This window comes from Micromonospora orduensis (assembly GCF_006228125.1).
GTDB lineage: Bacteria > Actinomycetota > Actinomycetes > Mycobacteriales > Micromonosporaceae > Micromonospora > Micromonospora orduensis.
Window position 1 is genome coordinate 20919 of the sequence record NZ_VDFY01000177.1, and the last position, 17998, is coordinate 38916.

Sequence of the window (17998 nt, forward strand, 5' to 3'; positions counted from 1 at the left end):
GGTCACGAATGTTCTTCGGACGTGCTGGGGCCGGCCCGGTCACTGTCGATGGTCGACCAGGTCGATGAGCTGGCGTACCACGGTGTCCGGTTCGATCACCCGGTCGAAGACCGCGACGAGCAGGGTCTCCAGGTCGGGATAGCCCAACTCCTCGGAGAGGCGCAGCAGCGGCAGGTCACTGGCCAGGCCCCGGTTGTGCTGGCGCAGGGCCAGCCCGATGGTGGCCCGACCGAGCCGCACCTTGTCACTGATCGTGATGCCCGGCTCGGTGTGCTCGGCGAACCATCTGTTGATCTGCATCTGCGCGTGCGGTGACTTGACGAAGCTGAGCCACTCCCGGCGTGGGCCGCGCGGCGCCACGCCCGCCTCGAAACCGTTGTCGCCGTCGTTCTCGGTGAAGATCTCCACCACGTCGCCCTCGTCCAGCTCCGAGCTCAGCGGCGCCAACCGGCCGTTGATCCGGGCGGCGAGGCAGTGGTCGCCACGCTCGTTGCCCAGCTCGTACGCGAGGTCGACGGGCGTGGCGCCGGCCGGCAGCACCACCTGCCGCCCGTCGGCGAAGACCTGGATCTGCCCTTCGGCGAGGTCGCACCGCAGCGACTCGAGGAACTGCGCCGGGTCGGCGGCGGCCGGCTCCCAGTCGAGCACCCGGCGCAGCCAGTCCAACTGCTCGGCGCGGGCCGCCGCGCTGCTGCTGCCCGAACGCGGGAAGCGGAAGTCGGCGGCGATCCCGTACTCGGCCGAGCGGTGCATCTCCTCGGTGCGGATCAGCACCTCCACCGTGCGGTCCTGCGGGCCGCAGACGCTCGTGTGCAGCGAGCGGTAGAGGTTGTTCTTCGGTGAGGCGATGAAGTCCTTGAAGCGGCCGGGTACGGGCCGCCACGTGCCGTGGATCGCGCCCAGCGCGGCGTAACAGTCGGTGGCCGGGCCGTCGACCACCACCACGATGCGGGGCAGATCGTACGGCGCGGTGTGGCCGCCGGCGATGGTGTCCTTCCAGATCGAGTAGAGGTGCCGGGGGCGGGGGCTCACCTCGGCGTCGACCCGGCTGCGGCGCAACGCCACCCGGGCCCGGGCGACCACCGAGTCCAGGTACGTGTCCCAGCCCGGCCGGTCGTGCACGTGCCGGGCCAGCCGGGCGTGCTCCTCGGGCTCCAGGTGCAGCAGCACCACGTCGTCCAGCTCGCGCTTGAGGGTCTGGATGCCCAGCCGGTCACAGAGCGGGACCAGCACCTCCTGCGTCTTGCGGGCGATCCGCTCCCGCGACGACGCGGAGCGCACGCCGAGGGTGCGCATGTTGTGCAGCCGGTCGGCCAGCTTGATGATCAGCACCCGGACGTCCTTGGCGGCCGCGACGATCATCTTGCGGATCGTCTCCGCCTCGGCGGCCTTGCCGTAGAACGCCTTGTCGAACTTGGTCACCCCGTCGACCAGGTGGGCCACCTCGCCGCCGAAGTCCTCCGAGAGGGCCTGGAGCGTGTAGCGCGTGTCCTCCACCGTGTCGTGCAGCAGCGCCGCGACCAGGGTGGTGGTGTCCATCCCCAGCTCCGCGCAGATCTGGGCCACCGCGAGGGGATGGGTGATGTACGGCTCGCCGCTCTTGCGGAACTGCCCGCGGTGCATGTTCTCCGCGATGGTGTACGCCCGGCGCAGCACCGCTGGGTCGGTGCCGGCGTGGATGCCCCGGTGGGTGCGGACCAGCTGCGTGACCGGGTCGGAGTCGGTGGTCGGCCAGGTGAGCAGTGACCGCAGCCGGCGGGCGAGCGGCAGCTCACCCGGCTGGGTCGGAAGGGCGCCCCCCAGGGCGGCGCCGTGTCCGGCGTCGACGTCCACGAGGGACACCTCCTCACCCCGGCTCCACGACGCCGGAGACCGACGGCCGGGAGCAGGCCCACGAATCGGGCAGGACTGCACTTCTCTAACAGCCTAAGCGAGTCGACGTAGTCCGATCGGTCACTTGGTCATGAGCGTTCGGTCGAGAGTTGGTGGGACGGACCGTTCTCGGCCTTCGCCAGCAGGTCACGGAAGCGGCCCGCGCCACCCACCGGCGACGACCAACCGGACGACATCTCCACCAGTCGCGTCTCCGGTCGTTCCAACCAGGACAGGATGCGCTCGGACTCCTCGGCCGTGGCCGCCGGCACCGGCCCGTGCCCGCCGGCCACCGTCTCGGCGGTGGCCCGGATGGCGGTCAGCGTGGGTCGCGGGTGGACGCCCGGCGGGGACACCCCCGCGCCGGCCAGCCGGCCGTGCCGGACCAGCGCCAGCTCCCAGCCGCCCCGGGCCGCCGGGCGGGCCGCCGCCAGCTCGGTGATCCCGGTCAGCGCGGCCAGCCGCTGCATCCGCACGGTGGCGCGCAGCACCGCCGCCAGCCGGGACCGCACCACGGCGGCGTCCTCGTAGCGCTGGTCGCCCGAGAGCACGTCGATCCGGGCCAGCAGCGCGTCCACCACCCGCTGCGGGTCGCTCGCGGTGGCGGTGCGGAACGGCAGGACGGCTCTGTCGTCGTACTCCTCGGGGGTGATCCGGTGCTCGCAGGGCGCCGCGCAGCGACCCAGCTCGGCCAGCGCGCAGGCCGGCGTGACGGTGCGCAGCGAGAGCCGGTGCGTGCACTGGCGCAGTGGCACCGCGTCGTGGAAGCCGGCGGCGGCCAGCTCCGCGGCCCGCCGGGAGGTGAACGGCCCGAGGTACGCGGTGTCGGTGGGGGTCAGGTCGCGGACGATCGACAGCCGAGGGTACGGACCGTCGGTGAGCTTGAGCCAGACCATCCGCTCCGGGTACTTCGACCGCCGGTTGTACGGCGGGGCGTGCGCGGCGATCAGCCGCAGCTCGCGGACCTCCGCCTCCAGCGAGTGGGCGCACTCCACCGCCTCGACCCGCTCGGCCGCCGCCAGCATCTCGGAGATCCGGGCGCGCTTCTCACCTGCGGTGAAGTAGCTGCGCACCCGGGTGGCGATGTCGACGGAGGTGCCGACGTAGAGCGGGCGGTCGTCGGCGGCCCGGAAGATGTAGACCCCCGGGACCTTCGGCAGCCCCTCGGCCAGGTGCCGTTTGCGGCGCTGTGTCGGGGTGACCGCCCGGGCGAACTCGATGGCGTCGCCGACCGTGTCCACCCGGTGCCCACCGAGCCGGCCGATCAGCCCGTGCAGCACGTCGACGGTGGCCTTCGCGTCGTCCAGCGCGCGGTGGGTGGGTTGCGTGGCGGTGCGGAAGTACGCGGCCAGGGTGCCGAGCTTGCGGTTGGGCACCTCGTCGCGGGTCAGCACCCGGCGGGCCAGCGCCGCGGTGTCCAGGACGCGGGGGTTGGGCCAGCGGTAACCGTGCTTGGCGCAGGCCGCCTTGAGGAACCCGACGTCGTACGGGGCGTTGTGGGCCACCAGCACGGCGTCGGCGATGAACTCCAGGAAGCTCGGCAGCACCTGCTCGATCGGTGGCGCCGGCAGCAGCATGGCCTGGGTGATGCCGGTGAGCACGGTGATGAACGGCGGGATCGGCTGCCCCGGGTTGACCAGGGTCGCCAGCTCACCCAGCTGCTCGCCGCCGCGCACCTTGACCGCGCCGATCTCGGTGATGCCACCGCCGTCCGGCGCGCCGCCGGTGGTCTCCAGGTCGACCACCACGAAGGTGGTCGCGTAGAGCGGCAGCGCCGGGTCCACCCCGCCCACCGCCGGGTCGAGACCGGCAAGTGACTCCTGGACGTACTCCGCCTGTGCCATCGGCGGCACGCTAGCGCCCCGGTCCGACACTCCTGTCGCAACGTCCCCACCAGTCACCATGGGGGTAGGATGAGAGATCGGCTCACTCACCGGGCGGTGGGCCCGGTCGCGGTGGGAGACTTGCCACATGCCCCTCACCGAGCCGTACGACGACCACCTCCCGCAGGAGGATCCGGTCGCGCGCGACGGTGCGGGCAACCCGGACGACAACGTAGTCACCGACCCATCGGGCGCATCCGCCCCCACGACGCCGGCCGACGGCTCGGGTGTCGAGCCGGAACCGACACTGCCCGAGCCGGTGCGCCAGCGGATCGTGACGCTCACCGCGGCGGTGCTGCCCACCCTGCCCGCCGACGAGGTGCCGGTGCCGCTGCGCCGGGTGGCCAAGTTCGCCCCGAACCGGCGGGCCCGGCTCGGCGCGCCGGTCATCGCCGCCCAGCTCACCGCCGACCCGCTGTTTCGGCAGCGGGTCACCGCGCGGGTGCTGGCCGATGCCGGTGACCTCGGTGCGGCCGTGGTCGAAGGCACCGCGCCGGCCGCCGCCGACCCGGTCGAGGTGGCCGCGCTGGCCTACCTGGCCCGTCCGCGCGGCTGGCGGGAGCTGATCGACGCCAGCGGAGCGGCCGTACGCGCCGAGGCGGACAGCGCGGTCGTCGCCGAGCTGGTCCGCGAGGCCGAGCAGCGGGCCACCCGCGCCGAGCACGACCGGGCGGTGGCCCGGGTCGAGGCGGAGAAGCTGCGCGACGAGCTGGCCCGCGTCCGTGAGGAGCTGGGTCAGCTCCGCGAGGAGTCCCGGCAGCTGGCCCGCACCCTGCGGGAGACCCAGGCCCGCGAGCGCAAGGCCACCGAGTTGCTGGCCACCGAACGCGGCCGGGCGGCCCGTGCCAGCGCCGACGTGGACGCCGAGCTGCGTCGCGCCCGGGCTCGACTGGCCGAGGCGGAGGCCGCCGCCGGGGTGGCCCGGGCCAGCGCCAAGGAGGCGCGTTCGGTCGACGACGCCCGGCTCTGGCTGCTGCTGGAGACCATCGGCCAGGCCGCCGTCGGGCTGCGCCGGGAGCTGGCGCTCGACCCGGTGGACAAACTCCCCGCCGACTTCGTCGCCGACGCGTTCGCCGAGCAGCCGGGCAGCGCCCCGGCCGGCCCGGCCGCCCGGGCCCGCGACACCGACGACCCGGCCCGGCTCGACCAGCTGCTCGCCCTGCCCCGGGCGCACCTCGTGGTGGACGGCTACAACGTCACCAAGCGTGGCTTCGGCGAGATGTCCCTGGAACAGCAGCGCAAACGCCTGATCACCGGTCTGGGCGGGATCGCCGCGCAGACCGGCGACGAGGTCACAGTGGTCTTCGACGGCGCCGAGCGGATGCACGGGTTGCCACCCGCGCCGCGTGGCGTACGGGTGCTCTTCTCCCGCAAGGGCGAGACCGCCGACGAGCTGATCCGGCGGCTGGTCCGCGCCGAGCCGGCCGGCCGCCCGGTGGTCGTGGTCTCCTCCGACCGCGAGGTCGCCGACGGGGTGCGCAGGCACGGGGCGTACCCGCTGGGCGCGGACTCGCTGCTGCGGCGCCTCGCCCGCTCCTGAGGGCACCCGTTGCCGCACGGCACCCGCCGACGGGTCGGCGGACAGGGTTTTGGCGAGATTCCTGCAGGCGCGGTCGGCGACGGTGTCCGCATCCGCCCGGCCACCGTCGGGCACCGACCAAGGCAGGCAACGACATGGGAAAACGACTACTCGGAAGCGTCCTCGGCGCGGTCGTCGCGCTGGCGGCCCTCCTCGTCGCGCCGGGACCGGCGCAGGCGGCGTCGGGTGGTGGCTGCACCGGCGCCTACCCGATCAGCTCCTGCATCTCCTACCAGGGCTCCAACCAGAACGTGGTGGGCGACTTCTACATGAACGCCACCCCGGACCAGTCCCGGTGCTCGGCGTACATCCAGTTGCGGACCACGAACAACGGCAACAGCGCGTGGACGTACTACAACCTGAGCCGGACCGGCCGGTTCGGGCCGGTCAGCCGCACCGTCAACGTGATGAACAACTTCAATGGTTCGGCCGTGACGGTGGTCGAGGTCTACACCTGCAGCGGGACGTTGCACGGCATCTTCACCAGCCCTCGGGTGCACTACCCGTGATCCCGCGTTCCCTCGACTAGGGGGAGATGATCCGGCCGCTGGCGCGTTCGGTGTCAGCGGCCGGATCGTCCGTCGTGCGTGTCGGACCTCGGCGCTAGCATCGCCGCGACCGCCGAGAAAGGGAGTCGCGATGCCTCAGGACGACGTCACGGTGTTCGTCGACCGGGACCTGCGCGGTGCGCGGTTCACCAGGTCGTCGCTGGCCGGCGCGGTGATGCGCGGTGTCGACGTGGCCAATCTGGACATCGACGCGCCGTGGTTGTCCGAGGCGACGTTCCTGGTCAACGGCGTCGATGTCGTGCCGCTCGTGGAGGCCGAGCTGAACCGTCGGTTTCCCGGGCGGGAGCTGAGGCGGGCCACCGACCCGGCCGACTTCCGCAGGGCGTGGGCGGGGCTTGAACGGGCCTGGGCGGCGGCGGTCGACCGGGTGCGGTCCATGCCCGACGGTGCGGTCGACGTCTCGGTCGACGGTGAGTGGTCGTTCGCGCAGACGCTGCGGCATCTCGCGTTCGCCGCCGACGCCTGGCTGGGCAAGGCGATCCTGCGCCTGCCGCAGCCGTTCCACCCGCTCGGTCAGTCACACGTGGAGTACGAGACCGACGGCTTCGACTTGTCGGTCTTCGCCACCGAGCAGCCGACCTTCGACGCGGTTCTTCAGGTGCGCGCCGAGCGGCAGGCCATGGTGCGCGACTTCCTCGCGGCCGTCACACCTGAGCTGCTGGAAGAGTCCCGCCCGAGCGCCTGGTGGCCCGACCATCACGTGACTGTCCTGCACTGCGTCCACGTGATCCTCGGGGAGGAGTGGGAGCACCTGCGCTACGCGCTGCGCGACCTCGACGCGCAGGGCTGACGCGTTCGGCGACGTGGGGTGTCCGGGCGGTCGGGATACCCCGATATCGTTGATCTGGAGTGGATCTCGGTCGCAACGGGCGGTCGGGTGGGGTTTCTGTCGTACCCGGTGGTTAGCGTCGATGTCACCGACGGTGCTCGGGTGGCGACGACAAGGCGTCGACCGTGCTCCGCCAACGATCAGGAGGCGTGATGCTCATCGACTGCGACGGGTGCGCGAGGCGGGGTGACGACTGTTCCGGCTGCCTGCTGGCCGCCCTGTTCGACGACACGTCCCCGGCGGCAGGGCTGGTCGCCGCCGAGGTCCAGGCGATCGAGGTGCTCGCACGGGCCGGATTCGAGGTGGAGGTGCTGGACGCGCCCGGGCGTCCCGGCGACACCGACCACCGCGCGGTACGCCGGGTCGCCTGACCGTGACACCGCGCCCGAGGCGCGCTTCTCGCGGGCCATAGGATGAGCGGTCACGGCGGGAGGAGCGGCGGGATGAGCGGGGTACGACGCGACGACGGCACGGCGGTGTCCGCGTGACCCCGCGCGGTTGGGCGCTGCTGGCCCTGGCCGGGCTGACCGTCGCGCTTGTCGTGCTGGCCGCGCTGCTCATCCCGTGGCACCGCCCGCCGGCACCTCGGGCCGACCAGCTCGCCGCGCTGGGTGACCTGCCGGCCGAGCAGGTGGCCAGGGGGCGGGAGTTCCGTGCGGCCCTACGCCCCGGCGGCTACACAGCGCTCGCCGTCGGCCTGCTTGTCGCTCTCGCGCTCGGGTTGACCCCCCTGGGCAGTCGCCTGGTCGAGCTGGTGGGCCGGCCGTTCGGTGGGCACTGGGCGGCGCAGGCGGTGCTCGGCGGGTTGGCGGTGGTGCTCGTCGCCGACCTGGTGACGCTCCCGTTCGCCGCCTGGCGGCAGAGCGTCCTCACCCGCTACGGGCTCAGCACCAACGGCTGGAACGGCTGGGCGGTCGACCTGCTCAAGTCGTACGCGGTGAGCGCGGTGATCGGCGCGGTGGCGTTGTTCGGCTTCTACGCGGTGATCCGGCTCGCGCCGCGCTGGTGGTGGGCGTTCGGCGCGGCGGGTGCGGCCCTGCTTGTGGTGCTGCTGTCGTTCGTGCTGCCGGTGCTTGTGGAGCCGGTGTTCAACCGGTTCACCCCGATGGAGCGGGGTCCGCTGCGCACCGAGCTGATGAGCATGGCCGCCCGCGACGGGGTGCCGGTGCGTGACGTGCTGGTCGCCGACGCGTCCCGCCGCACCAGGGCGGTAAACGCGTACGTCTCCGGTCTCGGCCCGACCCGGCGGGTGGTCGTCTACGACACGCTGCTGACCGAGGCGACCCCGGCCGAGGTGACCGCCGTGGTGGCGCACGAGCTGGGGCACGCGAAGGATTCCGACGTGGCCGTCGGCACGCTGACCGGGGCGCTGGGCGCCGCCGCGGCGGTGGTGGCGCTCTACCTGCTCGGCTCGTGGGGGCCGCTGCTGCGGCTGGCCGGCGTCGACTCGGTCGCCCAACCACGCGCGTTCCCGCTGCTGCTCGCCCTCGTCACGGTGGCCGGGCTGGTCGCCGCGCCGGTGCAGGCGCTGATGTCGCGTCGGGTGGAGGCGCGCGCCGACGCGCACGCGCTCGCGCTCACCGGCGACCCGGTGGCCTTCGAGTCGATGCAGCGGCGGCTCGGCTCGGTCAACCTGGGCGACCCTGACCCGCCGCGCTGGGAGTACCTCTACTCCGCCTCGCATCCGTCCACCGTGGAGCGGATGGCTGCCGCCCGCGCGTACGCCCGGGAGGCTGGCCGATGAGCCGTACGCTGCTGATCACCAACGACTTTCCGCCCCGCCCCGGGGGCATCCAGTCCTTCGTGCACAACCTCGCCCTGCGTCAGCCGGCCGGTTCGGTGGTCGTGTACGCGTCGAGCTGGCGGGGCGCCGCGAAGTTCGATGCCGACCAGCCGTTCGAGGTGGTCCGGGAACGCACCCGGGTGCTGCTGCCGACCCCGCTGATCGCCCGCCGGGCGGCCCGGCTGGCCCGCGCGTACGACTGCGACACGGTGTGGTTCGGCGCTGCAGCACCGCTGGGGCTGCTCGCCGCGGGTCTGCGCCGGCGGGCGGGCGTACGCCGGGTGGTGGCGCAGACCCACGGTCACGAGGTCGGGTGGGCGGCGTTGCCGGCGGCCCGGCCGGCGCTGCGCCGCATCGGTCGGGGTGTGGACGTCACGACGTACCTGGGCGAGTACACCCGGACCCGGCTCGCCCGCGTGCTGGACGGGGTGACCGAGCTGCGCCGGCTGGCTCCGGGGGTGGATGTGGACACCTACCACCCCACTGTGGACGGTGAGCACGTCCGGGCCCGGCTGGGGCTGACCGACCGGCCGGTGGTGGTCTGCGTGTCCCGGCTGGTGCCCCGCAAGGGGCAGGACATGCTGATCCGGGCACTGCCGGAGATCCGCCGTCGGGTGCCCGACGCGGCGCTGCTGATCGTCGGCGGTGGCCCGTACCGGGCGACGTTGGAGAAGCTGGCCCGGCAGACCGACGTGGAACGCGACGTGGTCTTCACCGGCTCGGTGCCGTCGGCGGAGTTGCCGGCGCACTACGCGGCCGGCGACGTGTACGCGATGCCGTGCCGCACCCGTAACCGGGGCCTCGACGTGGAGGGGCTGGGCATCGTCTACCTGGAGGCGTCCGCGACGGGCCTTCCGGTGGTGGCCGGCGACTCCGGGGGCGCGCCGGACGCGGTCCGCGAGGGCGAGACCGGTTACGTGGTCGGTGGGCGGGACGTCGCCCAGCTCGCCGACCGGGTCGCCCGGCTGCTCGCCGACCGGGACCTGGCCCGTCAGTTGGGTGCGGCGGGCCGGGCGTGGGTGGAGCGGGAGTGGCGCTGGGAGACGCAGGCGCAGCGGATGGCGGAGCTGCTCGCCGGCTGACCGCTCGGTCCTTTCACGTGGTGCTCGCCCGGGGTGGCGCGTAACGCGGCACGTACTCCTGGTCGGTCAGCCGTTGGATCGCGACCATGACCTCGTCGGTGACGACCCGGAAGTCGCGTGGCCCGTTGATCCGGCCGGCGACGGGGATCGGCGGGCCGAACCGCAGGGTGACCGGGTGCCGGCGGGGCAGTCGCGCGTCGATCGGCAGCACCTCGGCGGTGCCGAGAACGCCCACCGGGACGATCGGCACCCCGGCGTCGCGGGCCAGCCGGGTCATGCCGGTGCGGCCCCGGTAGAGCCGGCCGTCGGGGGAGCGGGTGCCCTCCGGGTAGATGGCGACCAGACCGCCGTCGCGCAGTACCGGACCGGCGGCGTCGAGGGCGGTGAGGGCGGCCCGTCCGCCGGCGCGCTCGACCCGGATCGCGCCCATGCCGGCGACGATCCGCCGGCTGAGCCAGCCGCCCGGTCCCCGGCCGGTGAAGTACTCGGACTTGGCCCAGAAGGTGACGTGTCGGGGTGTCAGGCAGGCGAGGAACACCTCGTCGGCGACGGAGAGGTGGTTACCCGCGAGGATCGCGCCGCCGTGTCGTGGCAGATGCTCCAGTCCCTCCACGCGGGGCCGCCAGCCCGCCCGCAGGACGGTGCCGACTGTCAGTTTGCTGAGGTCGTACAGCAGGGGCACGTGTCCTCCGGTTCAGTGCGGGGCGGGGCCGAGGTGGGCGTCGAGCGTGGCGCGCAGCAGGACGTCGTCGTCGGTGGCGCCGGTGGCCAGCGGCAGGCTGCCCCAAGCCCAGAGTTGGGCGATGCCGTGCAGGTTGGCCCAGAGCGCGCCGGCCAGCACCGAGGCGGGGGCGTCGTCGGGCCGGCGTACCTGGGCCACCAGGTCGGCCAGGACGGCGAACAGCGGCAGGCTCGTCTCGCGCAGCCGCAGCCGGCCGCTGTCCAGCAGGTCGTGCCGGAACATCAGCTCGAACATGCCCCGGTGCGCCGCCGCGAAGTCCAGGTATGTCCGGGCCAGCGCGGTCAGTTGGGTACGCGGGTCCGGGTCGACGTCGCGAATCGTCTTCTGGACCTGGGTGGTGAGGTCGGCGAAGCCCTCGCGGGCGATGGCGGAGAGCAGGTCGACGTGGGTGGGGAAGTATCGGCGCGGCGCGCCGTGGGAGACGCCGGCCCGGCGGGCGATCTCCCGCAGCGACACGGCCGACTGGCCCTCGCGGAGCACCAGGTCCACCCCGGCGGCCACCAGTCGGGCCCGGACGCCCGCCTCCCCGTTGCTCATAGACAGTGTCTACCAGGACGGCATAGACGGTGTCTACTCCCCGTGCTTAACGGCACCGGTCAGCGGATGCGGGCCAGGATCCGGTCGGCCGGCGCCGGCTTGCCGAAGTGCCAGCCCTGGGCGGCGTCGCACCCGATCGCCCGCAGCCGTTCGGCCTGCCCGGCGGTCTCCACACCCTCGGCCGTCACCGTCAGATCCAGGGCGTGCGCCAACGAGACAAGCGAGGCCAGGATCCGCTCGTCGGTACGCCCGACCGCCGGTGACCGCAGCCCGGCCACGAACTCCCCGGCCACCTTCAACTCGGTCACCGGCAGGTCCCGCAGGTACGCCAGGTTGCTGTAGCCGGTGCCGAAGTCGTCGATGGCGATCCGCACACCGAGGTCGGCGAGCACCCGCAGGGCGCGTACCGGCTCCTCGGCGGTGCTCATCATCGTGCTCTCGGTGATCTCCAGCTGGAGCCGTTCCGGTGGCAGCCCGGTCTGCCGCAGCAGGGCGAGCACGTCCTGCACGAGACCGGCCCGGTGCACCTGCCGAACGGCCAGGTTGACGCTCACGAACGGCGCCTGGACGCCGCCGGCCGACCACGCCTCCGCCTCCCGGCACGCCTCGGCCAGCACCCACCCGCCCAACTGCACGATCAGGCCGGTCTCCTCCGCCAACCCGATGAAGCTGTCCGGACGCAGCACACCCAGCTCCGGATGACGCCAGCGCACCAGCGCCTCCACACCCAGCAGTCGGCCGTCGCGCAGCGACGTCAACGGCTGGTAGTCGAGGTAGAACTCGCCCCGCTCCAGAGCGGCCGGGATCGCCGCGGAGAGCGCGTACCGGGCCAGCTCCCGCCGGCTGCGTTCGGCGTCGTAGAGCGCCCAGCGGGCCCCGCCGGCCGACTTCGCCCAGTGCAGGGTCGCGTCGGCGGCCCGCATCAGATCGCTGGGATTGGCGCCGGCCACCTGCCGCTCGACGATGCCGATGCTCGCCGAGACCTGCAACTCGTGCCCGTCCACAAGCGCCGGGGTGCGCACCGCGGCCAGCGCCGTCTCGGCCACCTTCACCATGTCGTCGGTGCCGCCGGTCCGCTCGACCAGGATGACGAACTCGTCGCCGCCCAGCCGGGCCACCAGGTGCTCACCCAGGTCCTGACACAGCCGCTCGGCCACCATCGTCAACAGCCGGTCGCCCACCTGGTGCCCCAGGGTGTCGTTGACGACCTTGAACCGGTCCAGGTCGAGGAAGCACACCCCGATCCGCTGCGCGCCCCGACCCGGCTCGTTGAGGGCGGCGGTCAGCCGCTCGGTGAACAGCGTCCGGTTGGGCAGGCCGGTGAGCGGGTCGTGCGTCGCCTGGTGCCGGAACCGCGCCTCGCTGGCCCGCAGGGCCCGCAGGGCCTGCGTACGCGCCATCATGGCGGCCCGACGGATCGACTCCTGCTCGTCGAGCGTCCGGTCGCGAAGCGCGCGGGCGTAACCCGTCGCCACGGCGGCCAGCAGCCGGGCCATCCGGTCCTCGACGTCCTCGGCCACCAGGCCCAGGTCGCGTACCAGCCGGAGCTGGATCACCTCGACGGTCCGGCCCAACCCCTCCGCCGAGGCGATGTGCGCGGCGACCAGCTCGGCGCCGACCCGGTGCCCGGCGCGCAGGTCGAACGGCTCGGCGAGCAGCGCCCCTGCCAACTGGCCGGTGAGCCGGTGCAGCAGCGCCTCAAGCTGCGCCTGCGTCATCGGCAGGTAGCTGGTGCCGGAGACGGCCTTCGCCCACGCCCGCGCGAAGGTGCTCGGACGGGACGCCGCCTCGGGCGATTCAGTCACCGAGTCGCCCGACGCCGCCCATGAAGACCGCGCGCTCGGCGTCCTCCGCGCTGTCCGGAGTGTCCGGCCGCCACTGCGGCACCCACACCACACCCGGGTCGAGCAGCTCGAACCCGTCGAACAACGCGGTCAGCTCGGCCCGGCCGCGGATCCAGAGGGGACTGTCGGTACGCCGGTAGACCCGTTCCGCCTCGGCCCGCTCGTCAGCGCTGCGCCCGTCGTCGCTGGCCTGCGACAACACCAGGTAGCTGCCGGGGGCCAGGGCGTCGCGCAGGGTCGCCAGCAGCTCCGCCGGCCGGTCGTCGTCGGAGACGAAGTGCAGCACGGCCACGATCATCACGGCCACCGGCTGGCTCAGGTCGAGCAGCTTGCGCACGTCCGGGTGGCTCAGGATGGCCTCCGGGTGCCGCAGGTCCTCCTGCACGACCACGGCCCGGTCGTTGCCGGACAGGATCTCCCGGCTGTGCGCCACCGCCACCGGGTCGACGTCCACATAGACCACCCGCGACGCTGGGTCGATCCGCTGGGCGATCTCGTGCACGTTGCCGACAGTGGGGATGCCCGAGCCGATGTCCAGGAACTGCCGGATCCCGGCCTCGGCCAGGTGGTGCACCGCCCGGCGCAGGAACGCGCGGTTGGCCTGCGCCATCAGCGGCGCCTCCGGCACCGCGGCCACCATCGCCTGCGCCGCGGCCCGGTCGGCCGCGAAGTTGTGTGAGCCGCCGAGGTAGTAGTCGTACATCCGCGCGACGCTCGGGCGCTCGATGTCGATGGTGTCGGGCGCCCAGTCCGGCCGCTGCATGCGCTCACCCCTTCCGAGTCGGCGTCGCGGGCATCGTCGCCCGCGCGGGTATTGTGCCCCCGACACGCCCGCCAGACCATAGCGTGCCGCCAGGTCTCCCGCCGACGTCGGTCGATACGCGAAAGTCCGCGCCGGCGGTGAGGCTGGCGCGGACTTCGATCGCGGTGTCCCGCTCGACGAGCGGGGGCCTGTCAGAACTTCGGGGCGTCCGGCGCTTCGAGCAGGCCGAGCCGCAGCGCGGTCATCAGCGCCTGAGCCCGGTTGGCCGCTCCGAGCTTCTCGTAGAGCTTGGAGATGTGGGTCTTGGCCGTGGACTCGCTGACGAACAGCTGCTTGGCGATGCCGGCCACGCTCATGCCGTCGGCGAGCAGCCGCAGCACCTGCCCCTCGCGGGGGGAGAGCTGCGGACCGGACGGGGCGAGGCGACGCTTCATCGCCTCGGCCAGGTCGGCGGCCGTGAACGCGCTGGGGGAGGAGGCGGCGTGCCGGGCGGCGGCCACCACCTCGTCGGCCGGGGCGGTCTTCGGTACGAAGGCGCTCGCACCGGCCTCCAGGGCGCCGAAGAGCTGGTCGTCGCCCGCGTACATGGTCAGCACCACGATGCCCATGGACGCGCTGGACTTGCGCAGCGCGCGGGTGGCCTCCAGGCCGCTACCGTCGGGCAGGCGCAGATCCATGATCACCACGTCCGGCTGCAGAGCGCCGGCCTGACGTACACCCTCTGCCGCCGTGGCGGCCTCACCGACGACCTCGAACTGCCGGTCGCGCTCGAACGCGTGCCGCAGGCCCTTGCGAATCAGGTCGTGATCGTCGACAAGGAGGACCTTGGTGCGGGTGGCCGGTGTCGGACTTGTGGTCATCCTCGGGTTACTCCCCTTCTGGTGCTGCGCTGTCGCGCACGTTCTCTCGCCGGGACGAGGTGCCGAGAACCACCGCCACGGTCGTGCCGCTGGGTTGCCGCGGCCTGATCTCCAACCGGCCCCGGATACGTTCCGCCCTCTCGGCCATGATCGCAAGACCGTACCGTCCGTCGGGGCGCTGGTCAGCCATCCCCTGACCGTCATCCGACACTTCTATTTGCGCGTACGGGGGGTCCACCTCACACGTGACCCACAGATTGGACGCGCCGGCGTGCTTGCGCGCGTTGGTGACCGCCTCCTGCGCGATGCGCAGCAACTCGGCCTCGGTGGCCGCCGGCAGCCGCGCCGTGGACTCGTCCAGTGACAGGTGCACGCGCAGCCCGCCGGAGGCGCCCACCGTGCGCGCGTACTCGGCGATCGCGGCGGCCAGCCCGCCCTGCCGGTCCACCTCGCTGCGCAGCTCGAAGAGGCTCAACCGTAGCTCGGTGATCACCCGGGTCACCTCGCCGCGCAGCGTCCGCAGCGCCTCGGCGGTCTCGTCGGCGTCGTCGAAGACGGTGGCCAGGGCGTTGTCGATGCCGTAGCCGACCATCACCAGCTCCTGTGCCACCCCGTCGTGGATCTCCCGGGCCAGCCGCTGCCGTTCCTCGTTCGTGGCCAGCGAGCGGACCTCGTCGAAGAGCAGCGCCGCCTCCAGCCGCAGCGCGGCCGGCCGGGTCAGCGCGGTCACCCGGTCCACCACCGGCGGCGGGTACGCCTGCGCGACGTCCGCCTCCAGCACCACCAGCCCCACCGTGCGGACGCCGGCGACCAGCGGGACGATCAGCGCGGACACGTCGCCGCCGCGGTGCGTCCGGGACTGCGACCGGGCGGCAGTGGTGGCCTGCTGGCTGGCCCAGGCGTCGGCGATTGCCGAGTCCGCGTCGAGGGTCGTCTCCCAGTCCACCCGGTCGACCCCGGCCTGGGCGAGCACCACGAGCCGGCCGCCCCCGCTGGCCGACAGCACCGCCCCCCGGTCGGCCCGGGCCACCGTGCGCAGCTCCTCGATCAGGTGCTCGGAGATGCCTCCCGGGTCCAGGGTGGCGCCGGGCAGTTGCCGGGCCACGGTGCGCAGCTGGGTCAGCAGCCGGGTCGCCTCGGCGTACGGCTGGGGCTTGCCCTCGCCGCGCACCGCCATCACCCGGTGCAGGGTGCCGGCGGCGTACAGCCCCAGGGCGGCCAGGATCAGCCACTGGGCGCAGACCGCCAGGTAGCCCGGCTGGCCGAGCTGGCGCCCCCCGCCGACCTCGGTCAGCGCGCCGCTGACCAGCAGGGTGGCGGCGGTGACGGCGAGCAGGGCGGCGCCCTCGGAGAAGCGGCGGCGCAGCGCGGTGACTGTCACCGGGACCGCCAGGTAGGGCAGCACCGCCGACGCGCCCAGGCCGTCGACAGTGCCGCCGATCGCCGCGTCCGCGGCGACCTGGCTCGCGGCCAGCCCCAGCACCACGACCTCGGCCACCCGGCTCAGCGGGCCGATCAGCCGGTGCTGCGGGGCGAGCAGCGACGGCAGCCCGGCGACCGCCAGCAGCGCGATCCACCACAGCTGGGCGACGTCGTGGGTGGCGAACAGGGTCAGGACGGCGACCAGCGCCAGCATCACCAGGCGGGCTGCCGCGGCGAGGGGATGCGGGTGCGGTGCGGCGGATGTCGATGCGGGCACGTGACGGATGGTAGTCAGCCTCGGTAGATGTCGGCGATCTCCGCCGCGTACATCTTGTGGACGACCTGCCGCTTGACCTTGAGCGACGGGGTCAGCTCGCCGGTGCTCTCGGTGAAGTCGTGGGGCAGGATCCGGAACACCTTGATCGCCTCGGCCTTGGAGACGGTCCGGTTCGCGGCGTCGACCGCGGACTGGATCTCCGCGCGCAGACCCTCGTGCTCCCGCAGCTGCTCGACCGGGGTGTCGGCGGGCAGCTCGGCGCCGGCCAGCCAGGTGGGCAGCGCCTCCTCGTCGAGGGTGACAAGCGCCGCGATGAACGGCTGCCGGTCGCCGACGACGACGCACTGGCTGATCAGCGGGTGCGCCCGCACCTGGTCCTCCAGCACCGCCGGGGCGACGTTCTTGCCGCCGGAGGTCACGATCAGCTCCTTCTTGCGGCCGGTGATGCTCAGGTACCCGTCGCTGTCGAGCTGGCCCAGGTCGCCGGTGCGGAACCAGCCGTCGGCGCTGAGCGCCTCGGCGGTCGCCGCGTCGTTGTGCCAGTAGCCCTGGAAGATCAGCTCACCGGAGATCAGGATTTCGCCGTCGTCCTCGATCCGTACGGTCACGCCGGGCAGCGGGCGACCGACGGTGCCGATCCGGGTGCCGGTGGGCAGGTTCGCCGCGGCGGCGGGCGAGGTCTCGGTCAGACCGTAGCCCTCCAGGATCGTCACGCCGATGCCGCGGAAGAAGTGGCCGAGCCGGGCGCCGAGCGGCGCGCCGCCGGAGATCGCGTCGCGGCACCGGCCGCCGAGCGCCGCGCGCAGCTTGCGGTAGACCAGCCGGTCGAAGACCGCGTGCTGGGCCCGCAACGCCAGGCCCGGCCCTCCCGGGGTCTCCAGCGCCTCGCTGTACGAGATGGCGACCTGCTCGGCGCGGGCGAAGATGCCGCCCTTGCCGTCGGCTTCGGCCTTCTGCTTGGCCGCGTTGTAGACCTTCTCGAACACCCGGGGTACGGAGAGCACGAAGGTCGGCCGGAACTCCTGTAGCTCGGCGACCAGGTTCTTGGGGTCGGCGCAGTGCGCCATGGTGGCCCGGGCCTGCACCACGCCGATCTGGATCAGCCGGGCGAAGGCGTGCGCCAGCGGCAGGAAGAGCAGGGTGGCCGCGCCGGCGTTGAACAGGTTCGGCAGCACCGGGACCGCGTTGGCGATGTCCGCGTACATGTTGCGGTGGCTGAGCACGCAGCCCTTGGGCCGGCCGGTGGTGCCGCTGGTGTAGATGATGGTGGCGATGTCGCCGGAGCGGACCGCCTTGCGGCGCTGCTCGACCTCACCCAGCTCGACCGAGGCGCCGGCGGTGACCAGGTCGTCGACCCCGCCGAGCTCGATCTGCCAGAGGTGCTTCAGCTCGGGCAGCCGGTCGCGCACATCGGCGACCAGGTCGGCGTGCCGGTCGGTCTCCACCATGACGGCGACCGCGCCGGAGTCGGCGAGGATCCACGCGGCCTGTTCGGCGCTGGACGTCTCGTAGATCGGCACGGTGACCGCGCCGGTCGTCCAGATGGCGTAGTCCAGCAGGGTCCACTCGTAGCGGGTGCGGCTCATCAACGCGACCCGGTCGCCCGGCTGGACGCCGGCGGCGATCAGTCCGCGTGCGACCGCCGCGACCTCGTCGCGGAACTGCAGGCAGGTCACCTCTGCCCAGGTGGTGCCGCCGTCGGCGGTGCGGGCGCGGCGGGCGAACTGGACCGTGTCCGGTGCGACCTCGGCGCTTTCCCAGACCGGATCGGTGAGGTTGGCCGCGTCGCCAACGGTGACGATCGGCGGAACGGAGAACTCGCGCACCTGCACTCCTTCGTGCTCGCACTGGCCGGACCGGTCGCCACCACGGCGTCCGTCCCGTCGAAACCTACCCGGCGGGTGGTCACGATGCGGTAGGCAGGGCGCCGCCCCCGCCGCGCCCTGCCTACCGCAT

At 73.2% G+C, this 17998-nt stretch carries 15 protein-coding genes; 6 read left to right on the plus strand and 9 right to left on the minus strand.

Annotated elements, in window-relative coordinates; all coding sequences use genetic code 11:
* Window positions 1–39 precede the first annotated feature (39 nt).
* Window positions 40–1833, minus strand: a complete 1794-nt coding sequence (locus FHG89_RS19355; protein WP_139585811.1) for a RelA/SpoT family protein — start codon at window positions 1831–1833, stop codon at window positions 40–42.
* 128 nt (window positions 1834–1961) lie between these two features.
* Window positions 1962–3716: a DEDD exonuclease domain-containing protein gene (locus tag FHG89_RS19360; RefSeq protein WP_139585796.1), complete on the minus strand. Its 1755-nt coding sequence runs from the start codon at window positions 3714–3716 to the stop codon at window positions 1962–1964.
* 127 nt (window positions 3717–3843) lie between these two features.
* Here FHG89_RS19360 and FHG89_RS19365 point away from each other — a divergent pair, with 127 nt between their 5' ends.
* From FHG89_RS19365 to FHG89_RS19390, 6 genes are all read left to right on the plus strand, one after another.
* A complete protein-coding gene (locus tag FHG89_RS19365; RefSeq protein WP_139585797.1) occupies window positions 3844–5295 on the plus strand; it encodes an NYN domain-containing protein in 1452 nt (483 codons plus the stop codon).
* A 134-nt stretch (window positions 5296–5429) separates the two neighbouring features.
* A complete protein-coding gene (locus FHG89_RS19370) occupies window positions 5430–5843 on the plus strand; it encodes a hypothetical protein (protein ID WP_139585798.1) in 414 nt (137 codons plus the stop codon).
* 130 nt (window positions 5844–5973) lie between these two features.
* Window positions 5974–6693: a DinB family protein gene (locus FHG89_RS19375; RefSeq protein ID WP_139585799.1), complete on the plus strand. Its 720-nt coding sequence runs from the start codon at window positions 5974–5976 to the stop codon at window positions 6691–6693.
* A 191-nt stretch (window positions 6694–6884) separates the two neighbouring features.
* Window positions 6885–7103, plus strand: a complete 219-nt coding sequence (locus FHG89_RS19380; RefSeq protein WP_139585800.1) for a hypothetical protein — start codon at window positions 6885–6887, stop codon at window positions 7101–7103.
* 113 nt (window positions 7104–7216) lie between these two features.
* On the plus strand, window positions 7217–8476 hold the full coding sequence (locus FHG89_RS19385) for a M48 family metalloprotease (RefSeq protein ID WP_139585801.1): 1260 nt from the start codon (window positions 7217–7219) through the stop codon (window positions 8474–8476).
* The gene (locus FHG89_RS19390) at window positions 8473–9597 is read left to right on the plus strand and encodes a glycosyltransferase family 4 protein (protein WP_139585802.1); all 1125 of its coding nucleotides are present in this window, start codon (window positions 8473–8475) and stop codon (window positions 9595–9597) included. Before FHG89_RS19385 ends, FHG89_RS19390 begins: the two co-directional genes overlap by 4 nt.
* A gap of 13 nt (window positions 9598–9610) precedes the next feature.
* On the opposite strand, the gene FHG89_RS19395 is transcribed toward FHG89_RS19390, so the two are convergent.
* From FHG89_RS19395 to FHG89_RS19425, 7 genes are all read right to left on the minus strand, one after another.
* Window positions 9611–10279, minus strand: a complete 669-nt coding sequence (locus tag FHG89_RS19395) for a lysophospholipid acyltransferase family protein (protein WP_139585803.1) — start codon at window positions 10277–10279, stop codon at window positions 9611–9613.
* Between the two features lie 12 nt (window positions 10280–10291).
* Window positions 10292–10876, minus strand: coding sequence for a TetR/AcrR family transcriptional regulator (locus tag FHG89_RS19400; RefSeq protein ID WP_139585804.1), 585 nt, complete (start codon window positions 10874–10876; stop codon window positions 10292–10294).
* A gap of 59 nt (window positions 10877–10935) precedes the next feature.
* Window positions 10936–12594: a putative bifunctional diguanylate cyclase/phosphodiesterase gene (locus FHG89_RS19405; RefSeq protein WP_244295628.1), complete on the minus strand. Its 1659-nt coding sequence runs from the start codon at window positions 12592–12594 to the stop codon at window positions 10936–10938.
* 79 nt (window positions 12595–12673) lie between these two features.
* Entirely contained in the window at window positions 12674–13483 is an 810-nt protein-coding gene (locus tag FHG89_RS19410; RefSeq protein WP_139585806.1) for an SAM-dependent methyltransferase, read from the minus strand.
* 191 nt (window positions 13484–13674) lie between these two features.
* Complete coding sequence (locus FHG89_RS19415; RefSeq protein WP_007072219.1) at window positions 13675–14343, minus strand: response regulator transcription factor; 669 nt, start codon at window positions 14341–14343, stop codon at window positions 13675–13677.
* A 7-nt stretch (window positions 14344–14350) separates the two neighbouring features.
* Window positions 14351–16042 (minus strand): sensor histidine kinase, encoded by a 1692-nt coding sequence (locus tag FHG89_RS19420; protein ID WP_139585807.1) that lies wholly within the window; start codon window positions 16040–16042, stop codon window positions 14351–14353.
* A 14-nt stretch (window positions 16043–16056) separates the two neighbouring features.
* Complete coding sequence (locus FHG89_RS19425) at window positions 16057–17868, minus strand: AMP-dependent synthetase/ligase (RefSeq protein ID WP_139585808.1); 1812 nt, start codon at window positions 17866–17868, stop codon at window positions 16057–16059.
* Window positions 17869–17998: the final 130 nt, after the last annotated feature.